Here is a 21629-nt window from a genome sequence, read left to right as displayed (position 1 = left end):
GAAAACAGGAAAAAGCCGACCCTTCGGCGAACGCAAACTGCTCTTCGTGTCAGCCAAATCAACCAGGAGAACCGTCCACTGGAGGTGAGGTTATGCCAGGTTTGGTTGACTATGTTCCCGGTGCTTCCCTTTTACACCGGCTGCATCCCCTGACCAAAATGTTCTGGGCGTTGACTGTTTTTGCCCTGGCCATGCTCTTCAGCCAGGTGCCGTACCTGCTGGCCCTGCTGGGCCTGGTGCTGGTCTTTGCCGCGGCGGGCGGGGTGCTGGGGGTGCTCCGGCCGGCCTGCCGGGGGTTGTTCATTTTTGCCCTGGTGCTCTTACTCATCCAGGCCCTGGCCGTGGGAGAGGGCCGGGTGCTCTTTTATTTTCTGCCCTGGATCCCGGCCTGGCCGGTAACCGACGGGGGGCTGCTCCTGGGTGTGGCCATGGGCCTGCGCATGGTGGTCATCGTGTTGAGCTTCCTGGTCTTCCTGGCTACCACGGAAACCCGGGAAATCATCCTGGTTCTGGTGGAGAAACTGCGGGTGCCCTATGACTATGCCTTCATGCTCATGACGGCCATCCGCTTCGTGCCCACCTTTTTCGCCGAGGCCCATCAGGTGCGGGAAGCCCAGCAGGCCCGGGGCTACCGGGTGGAGGGTTCGAATCCACTGCAGAAAATCAAGGCCTACGCCCCGGTGGCCGTACCCCTGGTGCTCCTGTCCCTGCGCCGGGCCGAGCACCTGGCCATGGCCATGGAAACCAGGGGCTACGGCTGCGGCCCACGCACCTACCTGCGGGAGCCCCGGGTAAAGGGCGTGGATTACGCCGTCTGGGGGTTGCTGCTGCTTCTACTGGCCGCTGCCGTCCTGATCCGGCTGCTACCTACATAATCCCCCACTGCCGCGTATATTCCAGCTTTATCTCATATTCATCCGGCTGGAAGCCGTGTTTCTGCAGCAGTTCCTTCACCTGGTAGGCCTCCAGCCGGCTGCCTTCCAGAATCACCGCCTGCCGGTGTGCCCGGCAGGAAAAGCCTTCGGCCTGTAAAAGATCCATCATGGCCGCCACCCGCTCATGCCGTTCCTTTAGCACATCACCCAGCCGGCGCACATCTTCCGCCCGGACGGCCCCCGGCAGGGAAACCCCCTCATGGAGCTTTAGAAACACCGTAACCTTATGGTTGACCATCCTCCTCACCTCCCGTCGAAAGGGGGGCCGTCCCCTTTTTTATTCCCGGAGCATCCAGCAGTACCAGTGTTCCGGCATGGACTCCCTCGTGGTCGTAGATGAAAATCACCTCCCCGTCCAGGTGGCGGGAGTTCAGGTGCACCCTTTTGACGGACCGGGCGCCCATGTTCCGGTAAATGAAGCCGGCCAGCTCGGGGTCCACGGCGTCCATGCTCATGCCCGGCTCCAGGTTGCCCAGGTAGCAGCGGGCCATCAGGTTGGCGTTCACCACCCGGTGATTGCGGTCCACATAGACCACCCCCTGGGACAGGGCCTCCATCAGCCGGGACAGGACCAGACCGCCGGTTTCTTCCTCCCTGCCGCCGGTACCGATGACCGTCAGCGCCCCCAGCACTTTGCCCTTCTTCACAATGGGTGAGTGAACGGCCTGCAGCAGGCGGTCGGCCGTTTTCAAGGTGAGGGTGCCGTAATGATTCAGCTGGTTTAAACCGTCACCGATGTGCCCCAGGATTTCCTTCAACCGGGCGTCTTTCAGCGGCCCCCTGGCGGAAAATATATCGTGGGCGGCCCGGTTGGCAAAAATGATCCGCCCGGCAGTATTGGAAATAATCACTCCATCGTGGACGTGATTGAAAATGGTGAAATCAATATTTTCAAAATAGGTTCGGGCACTGTTCACTCCCCACAGTTCCACCAGAAATTGATAAAGACAGCAGTAAAGGGCAAAAAGCAGCAGCATGATGGTAATGATGCGGTAGGTATCGAAATTGTTTGACCGCAGGAAGAAATAGATCTGCCAGGGGGGATCGCCCACCGTCGTGGTGCTCACATCATACTGCCTTTCGCCGCTGAAAAACCTTTCCTCCCGGCCGCTGAAAGAATCCAGGGATTCCCGGTTGAAGGGCCAAACAACGGCCGTTTTCCGGGGATCAAAAACGGCCACCTTGCAGGTATCCCCCAGAAACTCCTGGGCCAGTTCCTGCTGAAAATCGGCCAGGCCGAAGTCCACGGCCAGCCACTCCTCGCCCAGGGGGACGATTACGGTAACCACCATCCGGCCGTCACTGGCGGCATGTACTCCCAGCACCCGGCTCCCCCGGGGAGAAGGGAGCCTTTGCAGCAGATCGGCCGGGGGAGTGTCCGTCCGGGCCGCCACCCGGCCGGCGGCATCCAGGATGTATGCACCGGTGATGCGGTGATCATAAAGGGGCAGCTCTTGCAGGGCGGCCTCCCGGTCGGACCGGCCGGCCAGTTTCCGGGCGGCCCCCTCACCCACCCCCTGCAGGTCATTTAGAAAGAGACCGGTTTTATTTACGGCCACCTGGCGGATGGTTTCCTCGTAATCGTTCATGATATCTTTTAAAAAACGGAATTCCACAATGAAAAGCATGGTAATAATGCTCAGGAAAAAGAGCATAATGAACATCAGCCAGGCGCTGTTTGCCGTGATGGATTTTTTCATACCATCCATCCTCACTTTACCGGATCAGCCCCCGGCGGGCGGCGGCGGCCAGGGCCTCCTCCAGGGTGCCCACTCCCAGTTTGGTGCAGATGCCCCGGATGCGGCGCCGCAGGGTGGACAGGCTGATGTAAAGCCGGGCGGCCACTTCCTTCTGGTCCTCACCCCGGGCGATGAGCTGCAATATGCTGGTTTCCTGGTCCGTGAGCATGGGGCTGTGCGGTTTTAACAACAGTTCCGCCTGCAGTCCGGGATAGATATAGGTGCCGCCCTTGTGCACCATATGAATGGCCGACCGGATTTCGTCAAAGAAGGCGTATTTGGGTACAAATCCCTGTACACCCCGTTCCATGGCCTTGCGGATAAAGGTGACGTCATCATAGGTGGTCAGGGCCACAAATTTCACCCGGGGGTGGGATTGGGTCAGGCACCGGCACAGTTCCAGGCCGTCCCCGTCGGGCAGGCCGATGTCCAGCAGAACAATATCCACCTCATCGCTCATGTGCTGCCTGGCTGCGGCGCAGGAGTCGGCTTCGGCCACCACCTGCATGTTTTCTTCCATATCGAAGAGCCTTTTCAAACCTTCGCGGAATACATTATGATCCTCCACCAGCATGATGCCGATTTTCTTCATTGCCCTTCCCCCTTCCCTGTCAGCGGCACGGTCAGGGTGACGCAAAATCCGCCTTCCATAAAACCGTAAAACAGGTCCCCGCCCATAAAGCGGGCCCTTTCCTTCATGCCCCACAGGCCCTTGCCCGGGGTGGGGGCCTTTTCCTGCATACCCCCGTTATCCATAATTTCTATTTGCAGGGTATCTTCCCTTTCGTGAAAGTGGATGTCCACCTCCGTGGCCGGTGAATGCCTGGCCACATTGGTGAGCGCCTCCTGGACAATGCGGTAGATGAACAGTTCCTTTTCCCGGTCCAGCGGCAGGGAGCGCCGGCGGTAGAAAATATACACCTTCCGGCCGTGGATGCGTTCAAAATTGGCGCTGTAGGATTCCAGGGCCGGGATCAGCCCCACTTTTTCGATCAGGTAGGGGTGGAGGTCGTTCATGATGCTTCTCATATCAATGGCCGCATTCTGGCACTGGGTGCGCAGCAGGCACAGGTTTTTCTGCAACTCTTCCGGCAGCTGTTTCCCGTTCACCCGCAGGGCGTAATCCAGGCCGTGGATGATGCTGGAGAGGTAACGGCCGATCCAGTCGTGGATTTCAATGGACAGGTGCTTCCTTTCCCTTTCAATGGTTTCCAGCAAAATGCCGCCGTCCCTTGGGCCGGGAAGCCGGCGGGCGGTGAGCACGGCGCCGGACAGCCAGTGAAAAAAATAGGCCGGGGCGCAGTTCACCGTAAGCAGCACCTGGCTTCCCCGCCGGTTGTAGCTCAACCGGCAATCCACCGTTTTTTCTCCCTTTACCAGGGCCTGGTACAGGGGTTGTACCACACCCTGACAGTGGGGGTAGACAGTCAGGATGTCCTGCAGGCTTTTCCCGGCCACCGTTTCCCGGGGCAGGTGGAAGAGTTCCTCCGCCGCCCGGTTTAGAAAACGCACCCTTTCCCTCCGGTCCACGAAAACAACGGCTTCTTCCGAGTCCCCGATCAGCTCCTGCAGGTTGAAATACCAGGCCGCCCGGGGCCAGATCCAGATGCCGGCCCAGGACAGGGCTCCCAGGGAAAGGAGGGAGAGGAAGACCATAAGGAGGCCGGCCTTATGGAAAAGGTCTCCGTTACGTTCCAGGAGGGCTTTATTCTCCTGCCCGCCCCTTTCGGTCAGGGAGCCGGCCCGGTAGAGCAGCTGGCGATGGAGGTCCCGGTGCTGCCACAGTAAAAGCTCCCGGTTGCTTTCCCGGCCCGGTATTACTTCCCGGTCCACAAAGGAATTGTAGGCCCTGGTCAGGGCCATCAGCTCCGCCACATCCTGCTTTCTGGATTGTTCCACCAGGTTGTAAAGCTCCAGTTCCCTTTTTAAAGTTTCCGTGCTGTAGTGGCGGAAGTCGTTTAACGCCTGCTGGTCCCCGTAAAAGAGGTATTCCTGCACACTGCCGGTCAGATTGTAAAGGTCTGAGGATACTTCGTCATATTTAATCTCCCGCTGGAACTCCAGCTGCAACCCGTTCCAGTGCCGGGGCAGGCTGGAACCGGTATATAACAGGACCAGCACCGGCAGCAGCACCAGGATGAACCAGGCGACCCACCGCAGCCCGGTCCGGTTGTTAACCATTGTTTTCACCTGCCAATTATTTCGCCCGCCCGGTAAGATTTTTGACAATGGTTGTAATTTTGATCCTTATTTTAAACCGGTCTTAATTTTCCCCAATAAGAAAATTCGTCACGACAGGAATAAATCCTGCGGGAATCTTCCGGTTGCGTTTCAAAAGCGGATCTATTCCCAGAAATTAGATTGTCCGGACACTAAAGTGTCCTCATGTTGAACCAAAAAGTTCACTTTTATGAAGAAAAGATTTCTTCAAAGTGAACATTGGTGCCATCCTGCTCTGGAATAGTTGATTAAACGGGAAGGGTGTCCTAAGATAAGTCTAACTAATCAAAATGATAACCGGGGGGTGCAGGACAGGAGAAGGTTAAGGGGTAGTGATACAGGAGATTGTGAACACTGGTGCATAAGGTCATGTGTAATTATTAACTTGCCCGTTCTATCGACCATTTTTTAAGGGAGGAATAAGAAAATGAACGGACATGCACAAACTACCGGAATGGATAGGGGGCTGCCCAAACCGGCTGCGGAACAGCACGGCTGGTCCGAATTATGGAAAAAGGAAGACTACTGGGCCATCTGGATGGGCCTGGGCATGGTACTCCTTGCCCTGCTGTTCTTTTACGGAGGTAGTTCCTTTATCAAATCCTTATCGGTAGTGCCGCCGTCCTATACGGATTTTAGCGCCGTATCCAAACACCTGGCTGCCAAATGGGGCTGGTATGCCGGTCTTTATCTATTTTTTGTGGTACTGTTCACCATTAGCAGCAATATTATGGGCTTTAACGCCAGGGAATTTATTGTGGGATTCACCATCCTGTTTGTCCTTTCCCTGCTCATTCTCATTGTTGGTTCGCAGAAGACGGTCGCGAATCTGGGTTTTGAACCACCTCTCCTGGCCCTTCTGCTAGGCCTGGTGGTCAGCAACCTTTTCCGGTTGCCCAAATGGCTGGATACGGTCTTCCGCACCGAGTATTATGTTAAAACCGGCATTGTGCTTCTGGGGGCCACCCTGCCCTTTACCCTGATTATCCAGGCCGGTCCCATCGCCTTTTTGCAGGCCACCATCATCGCCGTCTGCACCTTTGTGACCATCTATCTGGCGGCCACCCGCCTGTTCGGTCTGGAAAAACCCTTTGGCGCCACCCTGGCCGCCGGCGGTTCCATCTGCGGCGTTTCGGCCAGCATAGCCCTGGGCGGCGCGGTAAAAGCCAAAAAAGAGCATGTTTCCATTGCCATTTCCATGGTGGTCATCTGGGCACTGGTTATGATCTTTGTTCTACCCATAGTCTCGAAGATCATCGGACTGCCCGCCGGTGTGGCCGGTGCCTGGATCGGCACCTCCGAGTTTGCCGACGCGGCCGGCTTTGCCGCCGCCGCGGCCATTGGCGACGAAGCGGCCATCCGTTCTTTCACCCTCTTGAAGGTGGTGGGTCGGGATATCTGGGTGGGCCTTTGGTCTTTAATCATGGCCATCATTGCCTGCACCATGTGGGAGCGGGGCAACTCCACCGACCGGCGGGAAAGGGTCAACGCCATGGAAATATGGTGGCGCTTCCCCAAGTTCGTCATCGGCTTTTTCCTGGCTTCCGTGATCATCACCCTGGTTTCCCTGCAGTTTTCTGCGGCGGAATTTAATAAGGTGCTCACCCCGGCGGTTATCGGTCCGATCAAGAACCTGCGCACCTGGACTTTTGTTTTTACCTTCCTCTCCATCGGCTTCACCACCCGGTTCCGGGAGTTGACCAGCTTCGGCTGGAAGCCCTTGCTGGCCTTCGCCATCGGCGTGGCCATAAACGTACCCCTGGGGTACATTCTTTCGGTGCTGGTCTTTGGTCACTACTGGGCCAATATTTAGGGAAATTTACGCCCCATGGGGTAATGGTCCCATGGGGTAATTTTTTTTGTGTTGTCATCAGCAGGGTGCCATATAATTACCCGAAGCGGCCATCGAAAAGGCCGGCGTGAACATGGGTGGACAGCGGTTGGCCGGAGCCGGTTCACTAAAGAACCGGTACAGCCGGACAAAGTCGAATATACCCGGTATCCGGCCCGGAAGTTGTTGGGGCCGGGCTTTTTTTTATGCCGGCTTTTTGCTAAAATTAATAATGAATTTTAAGTTCGCTGCCATAAAGATCCGGGAGGGCCGGTACCTTGGGCAAAATTCTCCTTTTCGCCAAAACTCTCCCCGGCATTTTGCTTATGCTGGTTATTGCCGTGCTGGCCCGGGGGGGAGCGGATCTGGGCCTTTCCTGGTGGCCCGGCCTGGAGGCCTATTTTGCCGCCGGTGCTGCAACCAAACGGATTTTAATCGATATTCTGCATCTGAACTATATCCTCATTTCCATAATTCTGGGGATGCTGGTGGGCAATGTACTGGGTATACCCCGCTGGGCGGCGCCGGGGGTGGCCACGTCCCGCCTGTTCATCAAGCTGGGCGTCATTCTCCTGGGCTCGCTGTACAGCGTCATGGACCTGGCCCGGCTGGGCGGGACGGCCGTGTTGCTCATACTGGTGTTTATCATCATGATGCTGTCCTTTACCCTGTGGCTGGGCAGAAGGGTGGGTATGGACATACCCGGGGCGGCCACCCTGGCGGCCGGAACGGCCATCTGCGGCGTCTCGGCCATTGTGGCCGCCGCCCCGGCGGTGCGGGCCAGGAACACCGATGTGGTTTATTCCATCGCCACCATATTATCCTTTGGCGTGGTCAGCCTGTTCCTGTTCCCGGTGGTGGGTACGGCGGCGGGCTTGAGCCCCCACCAGTTCGGTGTCTGGGCGGGAACGGGCATACTGAATTCCGGGCAGGTGCTGGCGGTCTGCCTGACCTTTGACCCCGGTACGGCGGCCAGCGCTTCGGAAAGCCTGAAGACGGGGGAGATCTACAACCTGACCCGGGTGATCTTCCTGCCCTTTGTGGTGCTTTTTCTGGCTTTTTATGCCAGCCGCTCCGCCCCGCCGGAGGATGACGAGGTGAATATCAATACCGGCCTGTGGAGCAAGTTCCCCGTATTTGTGCTGGGATTTCTGGCCATGGTCTTCCTCACCTCCTTCGGCCTTTTGGGTCCCACCTCCCCGCCTTCCCGGGAACTGAACATCATCCGGGACCTGTATAACTGGTTCTTTGCCCTGGGCCTGGCCGGCCAGGGCATGCAGATACCCCTGGCGGAGCTGCGCCGGGCCGGGGGCAGGCCGTTGCTGGTGGGCAGTGTGGCCGCCCTGGTCAAGGCGCTGGTGGCCCTCCTGGTGGTGCTGTTGTTTGTGCCGGAACAACCTTGAGGCAGGTGATTGGCAGTGATGCATCCGGATTTCAAAAAGGACGAAGCACATATGCTTTCCCCCTTTGCCACGGAAAGGCTGGAGGATTACCTGGCCCTTTCCCTGGCGGCGCTGATCCTGATTATTGTGTTAATCTTTTATTAAAGGCGGTCACCCGGGCACAGGGATAATGGTTGATGTTTCGCTTTTTCCGGTATATAATGTGGTTATTGTTGTGCGAAGGGGAGATTGGAGAATGAAACGGGTAGCGGTATTGGTGGTTGTTCTGGTGACCGTCCTGGCCCTGCTGGCCGGCTGCGGGCCGGCGGTGGTGGCCACGGTGAACGGCACCCAGATAACCAGGGGCCAGCTGGACGAACAGGTGGATGCGGCCAAAAAGATGCTGGAGCAAAGGGGGGTTGACTTCAGCAGCAAAGAGGGGGAACAAATGCTGGGTATGCTGAGGCAGCAGGCCCTGGAAGATTTGATTAACCAGGAACTGCTGCTGCAGGAAGCGGCCCGGCAGGGGTTAAAGCCGACCCCGCAGAAAGTGGCGGAAGAGATCAAGTCCCTGCGCTCCCAGTATGGATTGGATGATGAAGGGAAGTTCAAGCAGTTTCTGGCGGCCAACGGCCTGTCGGAACCCAGGTTGAACGACCTGATGGAAAAAAACCTGGCCATCAGGGCGTTGCAGGAGAAAGTGCTGGCTGGCGTCAAACCGGCCACGGGGGAGCAGGCCCGGCAGTATTACGATCAGCATAAGGACCAGTATACCGAGCCCGTGAGGTGGCAGGTGCGGCACATTTTAATTACCCTGCCGCCGGGGGAAGACGTACAGAAATCCCAGGTGGAAGCCAAGGCCGAAGCCCTGTCCATTTTGAACCGGCTTAAAGAGGGAGCTGATTTTGCCGCCCTGGCCAGGGAAAAATCCAAAGATACGGGCACAAAAGATAAGGGCGGCCTGTTTACCTTTGCGCCGGGTGAGGTTGTGCCGGAGTTTGAACAGGCGGTAAAAAATTTAAAACCGGGCGAAATAACTCCCGAGCCGGTGAAAACCACCTACGGTTACCATATCATCAAGCTGGAGAAAATTATACCGGAAAATGTGCAGCCCTTTGAACAGGTGGAGAAGGAAATAATCAACAAGCTGACCGAACAGGCACAGCAGAAGAAGATGCAGGAATATCTGGACGGCCTGCGCCAGCAGGCAAAAATAGACAATAAGCTGGTTACACCGACAAAATAAACCCTTTCCCCGGTTTTTTCCCCGTGAGGTGAAAATTTTTACTCTTGATTGGAAAAAAATGAATAAGTCCCTTCCCGCTGTTATATACTATCAGTGAAAGTTAATTCGCGAAGATTTTGCGTTATAAGGAGGGAAGGGTGTTCCATGAAAGCAACGGGTATTGTTCGCCGCATCGATGATCTAGGAAGAGTCGTAATTCCCAAGGAAATCAGGAGAACGCTCAGGATTCGTGAAGGTGACCCTCTGGAAATCTTCGTAGACAGGGAAGGTGAGGTTATCCTTAAAAAATACTCGCCCATTGGCGAGTTGGGTGATTTTGCCAAAGAATATGCCGATTCTCTCTACGAAGCCCTGGGCCACATCGCCTGCATCGCCGACCGGGATACCATTATTGCCGTTGCCGGGGCGCCGAAGAAGGAGTACATGAACAAACCCATCGGCGCTGCCGTGGAAAAAGTAATGGAAGAGCGCAAGGCGGTGATCATCAACAACCCCGGCGAGGATCCCTACTGCAAGGAGTGCTTGACGGCCGATGACGGTGACTGCCGGTATTCAGCGGAGGTGATCGCGCCCATTATTGCCGAGGGTGATCCCATCGGAGCGGTTATCCTGGCTTCGAAAGAGCCGGACATCAAGATGGGCGAACTGGAGTTAAAGCTGGCCGAAACGGCCGCCGGCTTCCTGGCCAAGCAAATGGAGCAGTAAAAAAGGTGGCCTGCCGGCCACTTTTTTTGTTCCATTCTTTTTCCGGTAGTTAACAAAAGAATGGTCCTGTCGAAAACATTAGTGGAGGTGAAAAACCCGTTGGCGGATACCGGTCCGTGAATCCCCGGGCAGCGGGTGGCGGGCCGCCATTCCCCCTTTAAGGGAGGGCCGCAACCCCTGCCGTGATGGTATCTGCTGCTGTCCCCATGGACTCGGGTTTACCATGAAGGCCGATATAATCATAGCCGGTCTCGGCCCGGGGCACCCCGGACATATACCGCTGAACGTGTGGGAAGTGCTGCAGGGCGACCGGCCCCTTTTCCTGCGCACCGCCCGCCACCCGGTGGTTCCCTGGCTGAAAGAACGGGGTATCACCTTTGAATCCTTTGACCACTTCTATGAGGAGGGACCGGACTTTCAGGAGATCTACCGGCGTATGGCCCTTACGCTTATGGACGCCGCTTTGCAGGAGCCCCTGGTTTTTGCCGTGCCCGGTCATCCCCTGGTGGCCGAAGAAGCGGTGGCCCTGGTTCTGGCCCGGGCCCCCGAACGGGGCCTGGAAGTGCAGGTCCTGCCGGCCATGAGCTTTCTGGATGTTTTGTGTGCCGCCCTGGGGTTGGACCCTGCCGCGGGCCTGTATATGGTGGACGGGCTGCGCCTGGCCGAACAGGAACCGGTTCCGGCGGTTGGCAATGTAATTTGCCAGGTATACAGCCGCCTGGTGGCTTCCGATGTAAAACTTTCTCTGATGCAATTTTACCCGGAGGATCACCCGGTGATGGTGGTGCGGGCCGCCGGTGTTCCCGGACAGGAGCGCATTGAAAAGCATCCCCTGTACGGGCTGGACCGGCTGGATTGGGTGGACCACCTGACCAGCCTTTACCTGCCCCCCTGTCCCGGAAGAACCGGCAGGTGCAGTTATCCCCTGGATGCGCTGGTGGAGGTTCTGGCCACCTTAAGGGGGGAAGGAGGCTGTCCCTGGGACCGGGAACAGACCCACCGCAGCCTGCGCCCCTACCTGCTGGAAGAAACCTACGAAGTGCTGGAAGCCATTGATCAGGAAGATGCGTATAAATTATGTGAAGAATTGGGAGACTTATTGTTACAGATAGTCTTTCACGCCCAATTGGCCAGGGAAAAGGCCAGCTTTACGATTAATGACGTTATTCAGGGAATCACCGAAAAGATGCTCCGGCGTCACCCCCATGTTTTTGGTGATGTGCGGGTAAAGGACAGCAGTGAGGTGGTGGCCAACTGGGAGAGGATTAAAGCCCGGGAAAAGGGGCACCCGGCCGCCGGATCCATCCTGGACGGAATCCCCGGGCATTTGCCGGCGCTGATGCGTGCCGGCGCCGTGCAGTCCCGGGTGGCGCAGGTGGGCTTCGACTGGCCCGATTACCGGGGGGCTTTGGAGAAAGTGGGGGAAGAACTGGATGAGGTGCGCCGGGCACTCTCCACCGGTTCCCGGAAGGCCGTGGAAAGGGAAGTGGGGGACCTGCTTTTTGCAACAGTCAATCTGGCCCGGCTGGCGGGGGTGGAGGCGGAAGTGGCCCTGACGGACACCATCAACCGCTTCCGGCGCCGGTTTGCCTACATAGAAAAAAGGGCGCAGGAAAGGGGCCGGGATCCGGCCGGTTTCCCCCTGGAGCAACTGGATGCCTGGTGGGAGGAGGCCAAGAAGGCAGAAAGTCAGGAAAAAAAGGAGGAATAATTTTCTTGGCGGGAGGAAACCTGCGAGATTTAGCGAATTATAAGGCAGACCATGTCTAAATTTACTGAGGGGGGTATTTATGAACAAAGCAGAGCTTATTGCACAGGTGGCTGAAAAAACGGATTTGACCAAAAAGGATGCGGAAAAGGCGGTAAGCGCCGTACTGGCCAGCATTGAGGAAGCCCTGTCCCGGGGGGACAAGGTCCAGCTGGTGGGGTTCGGTACCTTTGAAATCCGCGAGCGGGCCGCCCGCAAAGGACGCAACCCGCAAACCGGTGAAGAGATCGACATTGCCGCTGCCCGGGTACCCGTTTTCAAAGCCGGCAAGGCCCTGCGGGATGCCGTTTCTCCATAAGTTGTCTCACCGTCAAAGGCTTTTTTAATGGACATGCGCCTGGACAAGTTTTTAAAGGTCTCCAGACTGATCAAACGGCGAACCCTGGCCAAAGAAGCATGTGACCGGGGTCAGGTCACGGTGAACGGGCGGGTGGCCAGGGCCGGGACAGTCATAAAGCCAGGCGATATGGTGACCATCGACCTGGGCGGCCGGTGGCTGAAAGTGGAAATAGTGGCGGTGTCTGAAAATGTGCCGGCCCGGCAGGCCGCGGGGCTGTACAGGATAGTGGAAGAAAAAATAATCAGGGAACCGGAGGTATATTAATCGAGGCTGCTTCTATAAGCCTCGATTTTTATATTCCATATACAGGAAAACTGTGGCAAAAACGGGTAAGCGAGACAGGTAACAGGAGTTATGTTGGCGTAATCGTCTCTAAAGGGCGAAAATGGCCTTCGACTGTATGTGCTTTAATATGGTAATATTAACAGCAAACACCAGAGGAGGTGTTGGATATGCGTGCCACCACAATGGCTGGAACCCGGAAAACCGGGAAAAAGGCTGTTTTTCTGGCCGTGGGGGTAGCTTTTGTAGGGGGGCTGCTGGCGGAAAACCGGGCCCACCTGCTTACCGATCTGGTGGCCGGTGCCCCCGGGGTGCTGGCCTTCCTGAAGGGACTGCTGCAAAAGTACCTGCCCCTGTTCGGCGGGGTGATGATCCTGGGTACCCGTGGTTTCAGCCGGGCGCCCACCGGCGGGGAGCCAACGGGGGGACTGCCGGAGGTGAGGGGTCCTTGATCGGTTAACTGGCCGGCAGGAAGAGGTTTTCCGGGTGATGGCCGGGTGATTGCCGCTGCAGGTGAGGACGCCTGGTCCGAAAAAACGCTTTGGCCGCAGGAAGGCCGTAAATTACGCGGTGAAAAAAAAGGCCACCGGGGTTATCACGGAGCCGGGAAAACCATTTGTTTCATAAAACCGTACCCGGCCGGCCGTACGGAATAAAGACCGGAGGAGGAATGGACAGGCACTGCCCAGCGCGGGCATATTTTCCCCCGACCGGGCAACAATAAAAGGGGCAGCCAGTATGTGCCCAAATTTTTGGCATGCGGCCACAAAAGGGGGAAGAATATTGAAAACAACGTTCATCCGGGCAGTGCTCATGGTTACTTTAATCGGTCTTATGGCCACCGGCTGCATCAGGGCCGCCCCCAGAAAACCGGCACCCCCCGCTCCCGGCGGCGAACCCACCATCAGCCTGTATATTAATGAAACAGGTGAGAAGAAGAATATCAAGCTGGAGGAATATGTGGCCGGGGTGGTGGCGGCGGAAATGGAACCCACCTGGCCGGTCAATGCCCTGGCAGCCCAGGCCATTTTAGCCCGCACCTTTACCATGGAGAATATAAAGGCCGGGCGGGTAAAGCAGCTCCACGGCACCGACGCTTCGACCAGTGTGGAGGAGTTTCAGGCCTACAATCCTTCGCGCATTAATGATAACGTGCGCCGCGCGGTGGACCTCACCCGGGGTGAGGTGGCCATGCACGGGGGAGATTATATCAAGGCCTGGTTCAATGCCTGTGACGGGGGTGTGTCCGCCTCTGCGGCCGAGGGGCTGGCCTATACCAAAACCCCCACGCCCTATGTGAAGGCAGGCGTACGGGACAACTGCCTGTCCATCACCACGCCGGAGAACCGGCACTGGGAGAAGCGCATCCCACTGGATCAGGTCCGGGCGGCAGTGCAAAAGATCACCGGACAGGATCCGGGGCCAGTGACATCGGTGCGGATTGTGCGCCGCGGCCCCTCGGGCCGGGCCGAGGAACTGCAGGTCGGAAAGGTGACCGTGGGCGGTCCGGCCCTCCGCCTGGCTCTGGGCAGCGACGTGGTGCGCTCCATGCTGTTGACCGGCGCCACGGTGCAGGGTGACTCCCTGGTGCTCACCGGAAAGGGCTTTGGACACGGTGTGGGCATGTGCCAGTGGGGAGCCAGATTGCTGGCCCAGCAGGGACGTTCTCCGGAGGACATCGTCCGCTTCTACTTCAAGGACATCGAAATAAGGAAGCTGTGGCAGTAAAAGGGTGGCGGCAGCCGCCCTTTTTTGTTTATGGTAAAGAAGCGGAAGGGGTCCGCCCCCCCGGCATAACATACAAACCGGCACCTGCCGCCTGTATATTATCTTAACCTGCCGAAAACTTGATCATGGTAACGTCCCGGGCACGCTACTTTATTTTAGGGGCATAAAGCAGGGTGGTTTGCATAGATATGAAAATGAGCAAAAGTCCGTGGGGGTGGGACCCGTGGAAGCGAATCAAAAGCTGGAACTGGTTGACCGCAAGCACCTGGTGCTGGAAGGGGTGCGGCGGGTGGAAAGCTTCGACGAAAAGGAGATCACCCTGGACACCGCCATGGGCTTTCTCACGCTAAAGGGCGAGGGCCTGCACATCACCCACCTGGACCTGCAAAAGGGAAATCTGAGCGCCGAGGGCCGTTTCACCGGCTTCTGGTTCACCGAGGCCAAAGGCAGGGGGCGGGGCAAAGGGACCGGTCTGATGAAAAGGTTACTGAAATAATGGGTGCCAGGCACTTAACTTATTAACTTATTATAATGGCGTGTCCGGGGAACAGCGGGGACGGTGCTTAATGTGAATTTTGCGGGACATGCTCCTTCGTCGGAAGGGCTGGGTTAAGACGTGCCGTTCTGTAAAGCACCTGTCCCTTGCGGGAATAGTTTTTTGGGCAGTGGTCCATTAACCCGCTGCAACATACCTGAACATTATTACTCACGGTCCGGGGGTGGCTCCTGTGACCCTGGCGGAACAGTTGAATTCCTTCCTGTTTACCCTGCTCATTGGCTTAATGTCCGGTTTTGCCTATGATTTGTACCGGGTCTTCCGGGAAATGGTCCGTCCCCGCCGGTGGGGCACCTATCTGGGGGATTTTCTTATCTGGGTGTTTCTGCTGGTGGCCACCTTTGCCGCTTTGCTGGTCATCAATTACGGCGAGGTGCGTTTTTATGTTTTGCTGGGACTGGCCCTGGGCGCGGCCATATACCTCACACTGTTCAGCGGCCCGGCCCGCCGGCTGATTTACCGGTGCATTTACCTGCTTGCTCGCCTGGCCCGGCTGGTGGCCGCCGGGGCGGCCCTTTTGTGGCGGGTGGTCACCTTCCCCTTTAAAGTGCTTGTTTTCGTGACAGCCTGGCCCGTGGTACAGGCCGGAAGGGGCTTTGGCCTGGCCGGACGCCGGATCGGCCGGGCGGGGAGGCGCATTGCCGGCCCACCGGCACGGCGCCTTTCCGGGAACCTGCGCGCCCGCTGGCGTAGTCTGTTCCACCGCGGGAAACCCCCGCCGGAGTAGAGGCGGGTGTTTTTCTTTTGTGCAGTCCATGGCCGTGGCCGTCAGGGAAGGCATTGTCGGCGGACGCCCGGCCCACCAGTGCGTCACCGGAGCAAATGTCACCAGGGCCGGGGCGGTGGTCATGGTCAAGCGCTTCCTGACCACCACCGGCAGGCTGTAAAAAGCAAACAGTAGTGAAGACCCCCGTTGCCTCTACGGCAGCGGGGGTCTTTAATTATGGTAGAAACTTCTGCATCATGTTATATACATGCATGTTCTCTTTTGCTATAATATACTTGAAACAGTTTTGCCTGGAGTGATAATGATGAAACCATCATTAAAAGACGAGGTTATCAAGCACCTTAGTAGCTTGCCGTACGAGGATCAGCGCCGTGTATTGAATTTTGTGCGAAAACTGGCTGCATCCGGGCCGAAAGGTGTGCCGGGTAAGAAGCTGCTGCGTTTTGCCGGGGCTATTGCCCCTGGTGATGTAGAAATAATGCGGCGAGTTATAGAAATTGATTGCGAAAAGGTCGATCTAAATGAGTGGTAAATTGTTACTGGATACAAATATTATCATAGCTTTGATGGCTAATGAGAAGCCTATACTTGAAACAGTTTTGCCCGTCTTCTGGTAAATAAGCGAGTCTATTCCCTTCCATAAATGGCCGTACAGGCCGGCCATGGCTACCGCAAAACTCCGGGGCTTGCGGATCATGGTCGCCTTGCCGCCCGGCCGGACTGCGAGCAGGAGTTCGTCCCCCTCTTTAACCGCTAAGCCCGCCACATTGATACATTAAAAATGCTGCACCGCAGGGCGGTGAAAGCGAAAACAATTGATGAATTCATGCAGGCTCGTTTCTTCCTGTACTTTGACGGAGTCCTGTAAAAGGCCGGGGTGCGGTTGACCGTCGCCCCGGCCGGTGTTATACTGAGGGCAAATTACCAAGGCAGGGGGGGCACGTTATGTCCGTACCGCTGGTGAGGCGCCGCTTTACGGTGGAGGACTACCACCGCATGGGCGAGGCCGGCATTTTTTCGGAAAACGACCGGGTAGAGCTTATAGAAGGGGAGATCGTTGAGATGACGCCCATAGGAAGCCGGCACGCGGGGTATGTTGACCGGTTGGTTCGGATATTTTTTCGCGCGCTGGGGGATCGGGTACAGGTCCGGGTCCAGAACCCCGTGCGGTTGGGCAAGCACAGTGAACCGCAGCCCGACGTGGCGCTCCTGAAACCCCGCATCGACTTTTACGCTGCGTCCCACCCGGAACCCCGGGATGTGCTGCTGGTGGTGGAAGTGGTGGAGGGCTCCGCCTCCTACGACCGCGAGGTTAAGGTGCCGCTCTATGCCCGGACAGGCATCGAGGAGGTATGGCTGGTGGACCTGGCCAAAGGTTGCGTGGAGGTTTATCGGAACCCGGGGGGCGGGGGTTATGCGGAGATGCGGCAACTGTGGCGCGGCGACTGCCTGGCGCCCGCTGCCTTCCCCGACGCGGTGGTGGCCGTGAAAGATTTGCTGGGGCCAGACCTTTAGAAGCCCGGGCCATCATCAATTCCGGCAATGGCAGATGAAACTGGTGATGATGCAATGAAACAACTTTTTGACGACAAGTCCGACAGTTACGACGCGTGGTACCAAACTGCCGCCGGTCGTTTCGTGGATCGGGTGGAAAAGGAGGCCGTACTGGCCTACCTGGAGCCGCGGCCCGGAATGAGCGTGCTGGACATAGGCTGCGGCACGGGCAACTACTCCCTGGAGCTGGCCCGGCGGGGGCTGAAAGTAACGGGGCTCGACATTTCACCGGGAATGCTGGCGAAGGCGGCCGCCAGAGCACAGGTGGAGGGATTGCCGGTGGAATTTGTCCTGGGGGATGCCGGGCAACTGCCCTTCCGGGACAACAGCTTCGACGGCGTTATTTCCGTGTCCGCCCTGGAATTTATGCCGGACCCGGGCGCGGCCCTGCGGGAAGTCTACCGGGTCCTGAAGCCGTGCGGCAGGCTGGTAGTGGGGGTGATTGGCAGGGACAGCAGCTGGGGCCGCTTTTACGCAGAAAAGGCCCGCCGGGACCCCGGCAGCGTTTTCAACCGGGCCCGGCTGTATACTCTGGATGAGTTGCGCTGCGCCATGCCGGGCCGTTCGGTGCGGGCCCGTGCGGTGCTGTTCACCCCGCCGGACTTTGACTACCGGCAGGAGCAGGCGGCGCGGGAGCTGGAAGCCGCCGCCGTCAATGCCGGCCGCTCCGACGGCGGGTTTATCTGCGCCGTGTCGATCAAGTAAAGTGGAGGAGGTGCCGGAACCGGGCCCCGGACGGCGCCGTGGTTTTCTGCAGGGCTGTGGGGGAAAATGGGGCGGAGGTTGACCGGAAGAACCGTCCCCCTGGTTCCATAGCGGCTCACTGATCACCTGCCGTATGCGGGTGTATTTTTTTTTGCCCGCAGTAATTTTGCCCGTCATAATCCTGTAATAAAGTAATCCCCGCTTTTTATTTTCAGGCAGGAATTGCAGGGGGGCATGTAGAAATAGCGTAATAAAATTGTCCACAAAGTGTGGACAACCTGTGGATAAGGGTGGGAATAAGGGCCGGGAGCGGGGCGCGGAAATTCTTATAAGCAGCCGGTCCGGTGGCTGTATGCAGGGAGCTTCTCATGCAAACATATGTCCCACCGCTAATTATTATAATGCGATAAAGCTGGTTTAAGCCGGCGTGCACGTCAGCGAACTCCGACCATCCAGCTTACCGGCGGCTGACGGCCGGCGAGTTTTTTCCCGGGAGCCTGGGGTATGCAGATAGAGATCCGCGGCGTGGAAAAGTTAAGCTTACGGGAACGCCAGGTGGTGGCGCTGAAGGAGATGGGTTATTCCAACGAGCGGGTGGCCCGTCGCCTGGGCCTTTCGGCCAGTACGGTGGCCACCCTGTTCAACCGCGCCCGGAACAAGGGGTACCAGGTGGTCATTGTCCTGCCCGGCGATGCCCTGAACCTTTTCGGTCCGGATGATGAGGAGGAGCAGGAAAAGTAATAACTTTTGCGTAAAACCGCCACCACCTGTCAGGTGCCGCCCGGCACACACCGGAATACCGCCCTGCTCCGTCGTTTCGTAAATGTGCTGTGAAGCCGGTAATTAATACAAGGTACAGCCCGGCACTCACCCCAAATTACCTGTGCTTCTGATGCCGGGTTACCTGCTGATACCATGATACTACGGAGATCTTATATGCCGCTGCGTACCGGACGAAGCGCCGGAAACAACAGTACCCGGCGAACTGAGGTTGCCGTCCATAACGGAGAAAAACGGGTGCTGTCAGCGGAGAAGCCAGGGGAAGCCGGGGAATGAGCGTGGACAATGTGCTGCCCTGGCCGGGTCATTGAATAATTACCCGGCAATTGCCGGGTGATGAGGGGGTAGATGAAGCAAATGATCTCTTCCGCCCATCAAAAGGCCGGGGTGTACCCGCTGCCATCCCGGTCCGCCGTGACGCGCCGCCGCCTGCGTTTCAACCGGAAACGCCTGCCGGTCCTGGTCGTGGTATTGCTGTTTGTTTACCTGGCCCTTTCCTTTGTGGCCCAGTACCATCGTCTGGAGGCCATGCAGCGGGACCTGGGTCAGCTGCAGGTTCAGCTGGGAGAACTGCAGAAGCGGAACACGGAATTGCGGGATCAGTTGAAGCAGGTACAATCGGACAGCTATATCGAGCAGGTGGCCCGGCAGCGGCTGGGCCTGGTGAAGCCGGGAGAATCGCGGGTGGTGCCGGTAAAGCCGCAGCAGTAAAAAGCGGGGTGCCGGTACTCACCATGTCCCGCGTCGGGTTATCTGTCTGTTTGGGGATAAATAACCACTAGCCGCTATCCCGGCGGTAATCATTCTCGTTCAGGTTATCTGTCTGTGGGGATTAATAACTACCCATGATATAAGCAAAAATGAGTAAAAAATGATGGCTGGGTGAGAACAAAAGGTGTCTTGACACCTTTTTGTTTTTCTGCATATAATTAATCAAAGTTTTATACAATCGGGGGAGGATTAACCTTAAGTTATGCCGGTAGAGGTGGGAAGCGTTTTACAGGGCGTTGTTACGGGCATTACCAATTTCGGAGCCTTTGTCCAGCTTCCCGGTGGTGAAACCGGTCTGGTGCACATTTCCGAAATTGCCGAGGTTTATGTCAGGGACATCAATGATTTTCTAAAACCGCAGGAAAAAGTGACGGTAAAGGTAATCTCGGTGGATCAAAGGGGAAAAATTGGTCTGTCCATCAGGCAGGCCCGGCCGTCCCAGGACCAGGGGTTCCGGCGAAAGCGTAATGAATCCTCCTTCGAGGAAAAACTGAGCCGCTTTTTAAAAGAAAGTGAAGAGCGCCAGCAGTCCCTGCGCCGGCATATGGATGCCAAGCGCGGTGGCCGCGGCTCCGGCCGGCGGCTGGTGTAGATGGTGAATTGAAAAGATCAGTCAGGGCATTCCCGTGGGGGGGGGTGCCTTTTTACTGGTCGGGGGAGGTTTTGCCTTGCGCGTGGCGGTAATTGATATCGGCACCAACTCCACCCGCCTGCTGGTGGCGGAAGTCCAGGGGGAACGGGTGGTGAAAAGGCTGCATACCGGCCTGGTGACCACCCGTTTGGGGGAGGGCATCGGCGGCGGTCGTCTTTTGCCCCGGGCCATGGACCGCACTTTGCGTACGTTGAAGGATTACCTGAAACAAATCCGTTCATTCAAAACGGAAGGGATTTTGGCCGCCGCCACCAGTGCCGTGCGGGACGCGGCCAACCGGGAAGAGTTCCTGGCGCGGGCCGGGGAAATGGGTCTTGCTGTCCGTGTCCTTTCCGGTGAAGAGGAAGCCCGGTTGAGCTACCGGGGGGTGCGGCAGGGACTGGACGACGACTTGCAGAACATGGTGGTAATGGATATTGGCGGCGGCAGCACGGAGTTTATCTGGTCCCGGGACGGGAACATCACGGCCCGCAGTGTCCGGGCAGGTGCGGTGCGCATGACCGAGGGCGGCCATGACGACGGGGAAATCAGCCGCCTGCTGGAGCCCGTCCTTTTGGCAGTGGCCCGTGCCCACCCGCAAAAGCTGGTGGGAGTGGGTGGTACGGTGACCACCATGGCGGCCATGGCCCAGAAGCTAAGGGTATACGATCCCCACCGGGTGCACGGTTATATCCTCACTGCCCCACGGGTGGAAGAGATCCTGACCCTCCTGCGCCACACCACTCTGGAGGAACGACGGCGTTTGCCCGGACTGCAGCCCGAACGGGCGGACGTTATAACGGCCGGGGTGCGCATTGCCCGTTTGGTGCTGCTGGAACTGGGCCTTCCCTTCCTGCAGGTTAGCGAGGCCGACATTATGTATGGTCTGGCCCTGGAAGCGGCGCGATCTGTCGAAAGAAAAATTGTATCTAGTTTCCAATAATGACATTTATTGCCCGCCACCTGTACTATAATGTTCCTTAGGGAAAAACAAGGGGTGGCGGTTGTGTCCGGTAAATCTGAAAGAATTGACGTATATCCCTATCAAAGGACAGTACGGGGAGGCGACAGCAAAAAACGGAAGAAAAAGAAAGGCCGGGGTTGGCCCTGGTCCCCTCCGGGACTGGCCCTCACCCGGCAGGCCTTTCTCCTGTGTCTGGCCGGTTTTTTTCTGGGCCGGGCATTATTGCTGGGCGAAATGGTTCCCGGGGCGGCCGCCTTTGTGGCGGCGGCCGCCCGCACCTTTCCGGGGGCGGAGCCGGCGTCGGTGGTTGGTGCCTGCGCCGGCCTGATCACGGTGGTCCGGGGCTGGTCCCTGGGGGGCGCCATGGTCACCGTTGCCCTTACCTGGTTGTGTACCCTGGCCCTGCCCGGTTCTTTGAAACGGCCGCGGCTGGTGGTGCCCGCCCTGGTTTTTTCCCTGACCCTGGTGGTGAAAACCGGCCTGGCGGCCGTTGGTGAACCTTCCACCTACCAGTATATCGCCATCCTTTTTGAAGCCCTCTTTGCGGCCCTGCTGACCGTGGTTTTTCTCATTGCCCTCCCCTCCGTGCACAAGCTCAACGGCCTGTCCACCTTGACCGGGGAAGAGATCTTTGCCCTGCTGGCCCTGCTGGCCGTGGTGGTGGGCGGCACGGGTGATCTGCAGGTGTCCCTGGTTTCCCTGAAGGGTGTGCTCAGCCGGTTGATCATTCTGGTGGCGGCCCTTCTGGGGGGTGTGGGGCTGGGT

25 protein-coding genes and 1 pseudogene are annotated in these 21629 nt (G+C 57.6%); 22 read left to right on the top strand and 4 right to left on the bottom strand.

The genetic code is table 11. The annotated features are described in order from the left end of the window. Window positions 1-92 precede the first annotated feature (92 nt). Entirely contained in the window at window positions 93-875 is a 783-nt protein-coding gene (locus tag GFC01_RS04385; protein ID WP_152945425.1) for an energy-coupling factor transporter transmembrane component T family protein, read from the top strand. Here GFC01_RS04385 and GFC01_RS04380 read toward each other — a convergent pair. Genes GFC01_RS04380 through GFC01_RS04365 form a run of 4 tightly spaced genes read right to left on the bottom strand, consistent with a single transcriptional unit; the run spans window position 868 to window position 4855 of the window. After that, window positions 868-1173, bottom strand: coding sequence for a hypothetical protein (locus GFC01_RS04380; RefSeq protein ID WP_152945424.1), 306 nt, complete (start codon window positions 1171-1173; stop codon window positions 868-870). The two genes, GFC01_RS04385 and GFC01_RS04380, sit on opposite strands and share 8 nt — an antisense overlap. Continuing rightward, on the bottom strand, window positions 1160-2635 hold the full coding sequence (locus tag GFC01_RS04375) for a PAS domain-containing protein (RefSeq protein ID WP_194174815.1): 1476 nt from the start codon (window positions 2633-2635) through the stop codon (window positions 1160-1162). The genes GFC01_RS04380 and GFC01_RS04375 overlap by 14 nt, the downstream gene beginning before the upstream one ends. A gap of 16 nt (window positions 2636-2651) precedes the next feature. Next, window positions 2652-3266: a response regulator transcription factor gene (locus GFC01_RS04370; RefSeq protein WP_152945422.1), complete on the bottom strand. Its 615-nt coding sequence runs from the start codon at window positions 3264-3266 to the stop codon at window positions 2652-2654. Next, a complete protein-coding gene (locus tag GFC01_RS04365) occupies window positions 3263-4855 on the bottom strand; it encodes a sensor histidine kinase (protein WP_152945421.1) in 1593 nt (530 codons plus the stop codon). Before GFC01_RS04365 ends, GFC01_RS04370 begins: the two co-directional genes overlap by 4 nt. 466 nt (window positions 4856-5321) lie before the next feature. On the opposite strand from GFC01_RS04365, the gene GFC01_RS04360 reads away from it, so the two are divergent. From GFC01_RS04360 to GFC01_RS04265, 21 genes and pseudogenes are all read left to right on the top strand, one after another. After that, entirely contained in the window at window positions 5322-6707 is a 1386-nt protein-coding gene (locus GFC01_RS04360; protein ID WP_152945420.1) for a YeiH family protein, read from the top strand. A 344-nt stretch (window positions 6708-7051) separates the two neighbouring features. After that, window positions 7052-8128, top strand: a complete 1077-nt coding sequence (locus GFC01_RS04355; RefSeq protein ID WP_152945482.1) for a YeiH family protein — start codon at window positions 7052-7054, stop codon at window positions 8126-8128. A 15-nt stretch (window positions 8129-8143) separates the two neighbouring features. Then, window positions 8144-8272, top strand: coding sequence for a hypothetical protein (locus tag GFC01_RS19690; protein ID WP_279233428.1), 129 nt, complete (start codon window positions 8144-8146; stop codon window positions 8270-8272). 91 nt (window positions 8273-8363) lie between these two features. Then, window positions 8364-9353, top strand: coding sequence for a peptidylprolyl isomerase (locus GFC01_RS04350; RefSeq protein ID WP_194174814.1), 990 nt, complete (start codon window positions 8364-8366; stop codon window positions 9351-9353). Window positions 9354-9497: 144 nt separating this feature from the next. Beyond that, entirely contained in the window at window positions 9498-10058 is a 561-nt protein-coding gene (gene spoVT / locus GFC01_RS04345) for a stage V sporulation protein T (protein ID WP_152945418.1), read from the top strand. 223 nt (window positions 10059-10281) lie between these two features. Further along, window positions 10282-11769 carry a bifunctional methyltransferase/pyrophosphohydrolase YabN gene (gene yabN / locus GFC01_RS04340; protein WP_152945417.1) on the top strand — a complete coding sequence of 496 codons (1488 nt, stop codon included), beginning with the start codon at window positions 10282-10284 and terminating at the stop codon, window positions 11767-11769. Window positions 11770-11848: 79 nt separating this feature from the next. Further along, the gene (locus GFC01_RS04335; protein WP_152945416.1) at window positions 11849-12124 is read left to right on the top strand and encodes an HU family DNA-binding protein; all 276 of its coding nucleotides are present in this window, start codon (window positions 11849-11851) and stop codon (window positions 12122-12124) included. 33 nt (window positions 12125-12157) lie between these two features. Next, window positions 12158-12430 carry an RNA-binding S4 domain-containing protein gene (locus GFC01_RS04330; protein ID WP_152945481.1) on the top strand — a complete coding sequence of 91 codons (273 nt, stop codon included), beginning with the start codon at window positions 12158-12160 and terminating at the stop codon, window positions 12428-12430. Between the two features lie 188 nt (window positions 12431-12618). Continuing rightward, the gene (locus tag GFC01_RS04325) at window positions 12619-12900 is read left to right on the top strand and encodes a hypothetical protein (protein ID WP_152945415.1); all 282 of its coding nucleotides are present in this window, start codon (window positions 12619-12621) and stop codon (window positions 12898-12900) included. 331 nt (window positions 12901-13231) lie between these two features. Beyond that, window positions 13232-14176 (top strand): SpoIID/LytB domain-containing protein, encoded by a 945-nt coding sequence (locus GFC01_RS04320; protein WP_152945414.1) that lies wholly within the window; start codon window positions 13232-13234, stop codon window positions 14174-14176. Window positions 14177-14399: 223 nt separating this feature from the next. Then, the gene (gene yabP, locus GFC01_RS04315; protein WP_341473748.1) at window positions 14400-14672 is read left to right on the top strand and encodes a sporulation protein YabP; all 273 of its coding nucleotides are present in this window, start codon (window positions 14400-14402) and stop codon (window positions 14670-14672) included. 232 nt (window positions 14673-14904) lie between these two features. Then, a complete protein-coding gene (gene yabQ, locus GFC01_RS04310) occupies window positions 14905-15459 on the top strand; it encodes a spore cortex biosynthesis protein YabQ (RefSeq protein ID WP_194174813.1) in 555 nt (184 codons plus the stop codon). 19 nt (window positions 15460-15478) lie between these two features. Continuing rightward, window positions 15479-15619, top strand: coding sequence for a hypothetical protein (locus tag GFC01_RS04305; RefSeq protein WP_152945412.1), 141 nt, complete (start codon window positions 15479-15481; stop codon window positions 15617-15619). A 144-nt stretch (window positions 15620-15763) separates the two neighbouring features. Next, entirely contained in the window at window positions 15764-15991 is a 228-nt protein-coding gene (locus GFC01_RS04300) for a hypothetical protein (protein ID WP_152945411.1), read from the top strand. Window positions 15992-16404: 413 nt separating this feature from the next. After that, window positions 16405-16974 (top strand): Uma2 family endonuclease, encoded by a 570-nt coding sequence (locus GFC01_RS04295; protein WP_152945410.1) that lies wholly within the window; start codon window positions 16405-16407, stop codon window positions 16972-16974. 54 nt (window positions 16975-17028) lie between these two features. Next, window positions 17029-17718 (top strand): class I SAM-dependent methyltransferase, encoded by a 690-nt coding sequence (locus GFC01_RS04290; RefSeq protein WP_152945409.1) that lies wholly within the window; start codon window positions 17029-17031, stop codon window positions 17716-17718. 504 nt (window positions 17719-18222) lie between these two features. Next, window positions 18223-18459 (top strand): sigma factor-like helix-turn-helix DNA-binding protein, encoded by a 237-nt coding sequence (locus GFC01_RS04285; protein WP_152945408.1) that lies wholly within the window; start codon window positions 18223-18225, stop codon window positions 18457-18459. 387 nt (window positions 18460-18846) lie between these two features. Further along, entirely contained in the window at window positions 18847-19209 is a 363-nt protein-coding gene (locus GFC01_RS04280; protein ID WP_243137231.1) for an FtsB family cell division protein, read from the top strand. A 262-nt stretch (window positions 19210-19471) separates the two neighbouring features. After that, window positions 19472-19861, top strand: a complete 390-nt coding sequence (locus GFC01_RS04275) for a S1 RNA-binding domain-containing protein (RefSeq protein WP_152945407.1) — start codon at window positions 19472-19474, stop codon at window positions 19859-19861. Window positions 19862-19943: 82 nt separating this feature from the next. Then, on the top strand, window positions 19944-20843 hold the full coding sequence (locus GFC01_RS04270; protein WP_341473753.1) for a Ppx/GppA phosphatase family protein: 900 nt from the start codon (window positions 19944-19946) through the stop codon (window positions 20841-20843). A gap of 63 nt (window positions 20844-20906) precedes the next feature. Continuing rightward, window positions 20907-21629 (top strand): annotated as a pseudogene (locus tag GFC01_RS04265) (stage II sporulation protein E); the annotation flags it as partial.

The sequence above is a fragment of the Desulfofundulus thermobenzoicus genome, from assembly GCF_009428905.1.
Taxonomy (GTDB): Bacteria; Bacillota; Desulfotomaculia; order Desulfotomaculales; family Desulfovirgulaceae; genus Desulfofundulus_A; species Desulfofundulus_A thermobenzoicus.
Note: the sequence above shows the minus strand (reverse complement) of the source record. Positions and strands in the feature narration are given on the sequence as shown.

What these genes read in the sequence shown, in the direction of transcription:
- GFC01_RS04290 (WP_152945409.1), top strand. Translation starts at nt 17,029, where the DNA reads ATGAAACAACTTTTTGACGACAAGTCCGACAGTTACGACGCGTGGTAC.
- yabN (WP_152945417.1), top strand. Translation starts at nt 10,282, where the DNA reads ATGAAGGCCGATATAATCATAGCCGGTCTCGGCCCGGGGCACCCCGGA.
- GFC01_RS04285 (WP_152945408.1), top strand. Translation starts at nt 18,223, where the DNA reads ATGCAGATAGAGATCCGCGGCGTGGAAAAGTTAAGCTTACGGGAACGC.
- GFC01_RS04385 (WP_152945425.1), top strand. Translation starts at nt 93, where the DNA reads ATGCCAGGTTTGGTTGACTATGTTCCCGGTGCTTCCCTTTTACACCGG.
- GFC01_RS04280 (WP_243137231.1), top strand. Translation starts at nt 18,847, where the DNA reads ATGAAGCAAATGATCTCTTCCGCCCATCAAAAGGCCGGGGTGTACCCG.
- GFC01_RS04355 (WP_152945482.1), top strand. Translation starts at nt 7,052, where the DNA reads ATGCTGGTTATTGCCGTGCTGGCCCGGGGGGGAGCGGATCTGGGCCTT.
- spoVT (WP_152945418.1), top strand. Translation starts at nt 9,498, where the DNA reads ATGAAAGCAACGGGTATTGTTCGCCGCATCGATGATCTAGGAAGAGTC.
- GFC01_RS04275 (WP_152945407.1), top strand. Translation starts at nt 19,472, where the DNA reads ATGCCGGTAGAGGTGGGAAGCGTTTTACAGGGCGTTGTTACGGGCATT.
- GFC01_RS04360 (WP_152945420.1), top strand. Translation starts at nt 5,322, where the DNA reads ATGAACGGACATGCACAAACTACCGGAATGGATAGGGGGCTGCCCAAA.
- GFC01_RS04370 (WP_152945422.1), bottom strand. Translation starts at nt 3,266, where the DNA reads ATGAAGAAAATCGGCATCATGCTGGTGGAGGATCATAATGTATTCCGC.
- GFC01_RS04335 (WP_152945416.1), top strand. Translation starts at nt 11,849, where the DNA reads ATGAACAAAGCAGAGCTTATTGCACAGGTGGCTGAAAAAACGGATTTG.
- GFC01_RS04365 (WP_152945421.1), bottom strand. Translation starts at nt 4,855, where the DNA reads ATGGTTAACAACCGGACCGGGCTGCGGTGGGTCGCCTGGTTCATCCTG.
- GFC01_RS04380 (WP_152945424.1), bottom strand. Translation starts at nt 1,173, where the DNA reads ATGGTCAACCATAAGGTTACGGTGTTTCTAAAGCTCCATGAGGGGGTT.
- GFC01_RS04300 (WP_152945411.1), top strand. Translation starts at nt 15,764, where the DNA reads ATGAAACCATCATTAAAAGACGAGGTTATCAAGCACCTTAGTAGCTTG.
- GFC01_RS04330 (WP_152945481.1), top strand. Translation starts at nt 12,158, where the DNA reads ATGCGCCTGGACAAGTTTTTAAAGGTCTCCAGACTGATCAAACGGCGA.
- GFC01_RS04325 (WP_152945415.1), top strand. Translation starts at nt 12,619, where the DNA reads ATGCGTGCCACCACAATGGCTGGAACCCGGAAAACCGGGAAAAAGGCT.
- GFC01_RS04350 (WP_194174814.1), top strand. Translation starts at nt 8,364, where the DNA reads ATGAAACGGGTAGCGGTATTGGTGGTTGTTCTGGTGACCGTCCTGGCC.
- GFC01_RS04295 (WP_152945410.1), top strand. Translation starts at nt 16,405, where the DNA reads ATGTCCGTACCGCTGGTGAGGCGCCGCTTTACGGTGGAGGACTACCAC.
- GFC01_RS04375 (WP_194174815.1), bottom strand. Translation starts at nt 2,635, where the DNA reads ATGAAAAAATCCATCACGGCAAACAGCGCCTGGCTGATGTTCATTATG.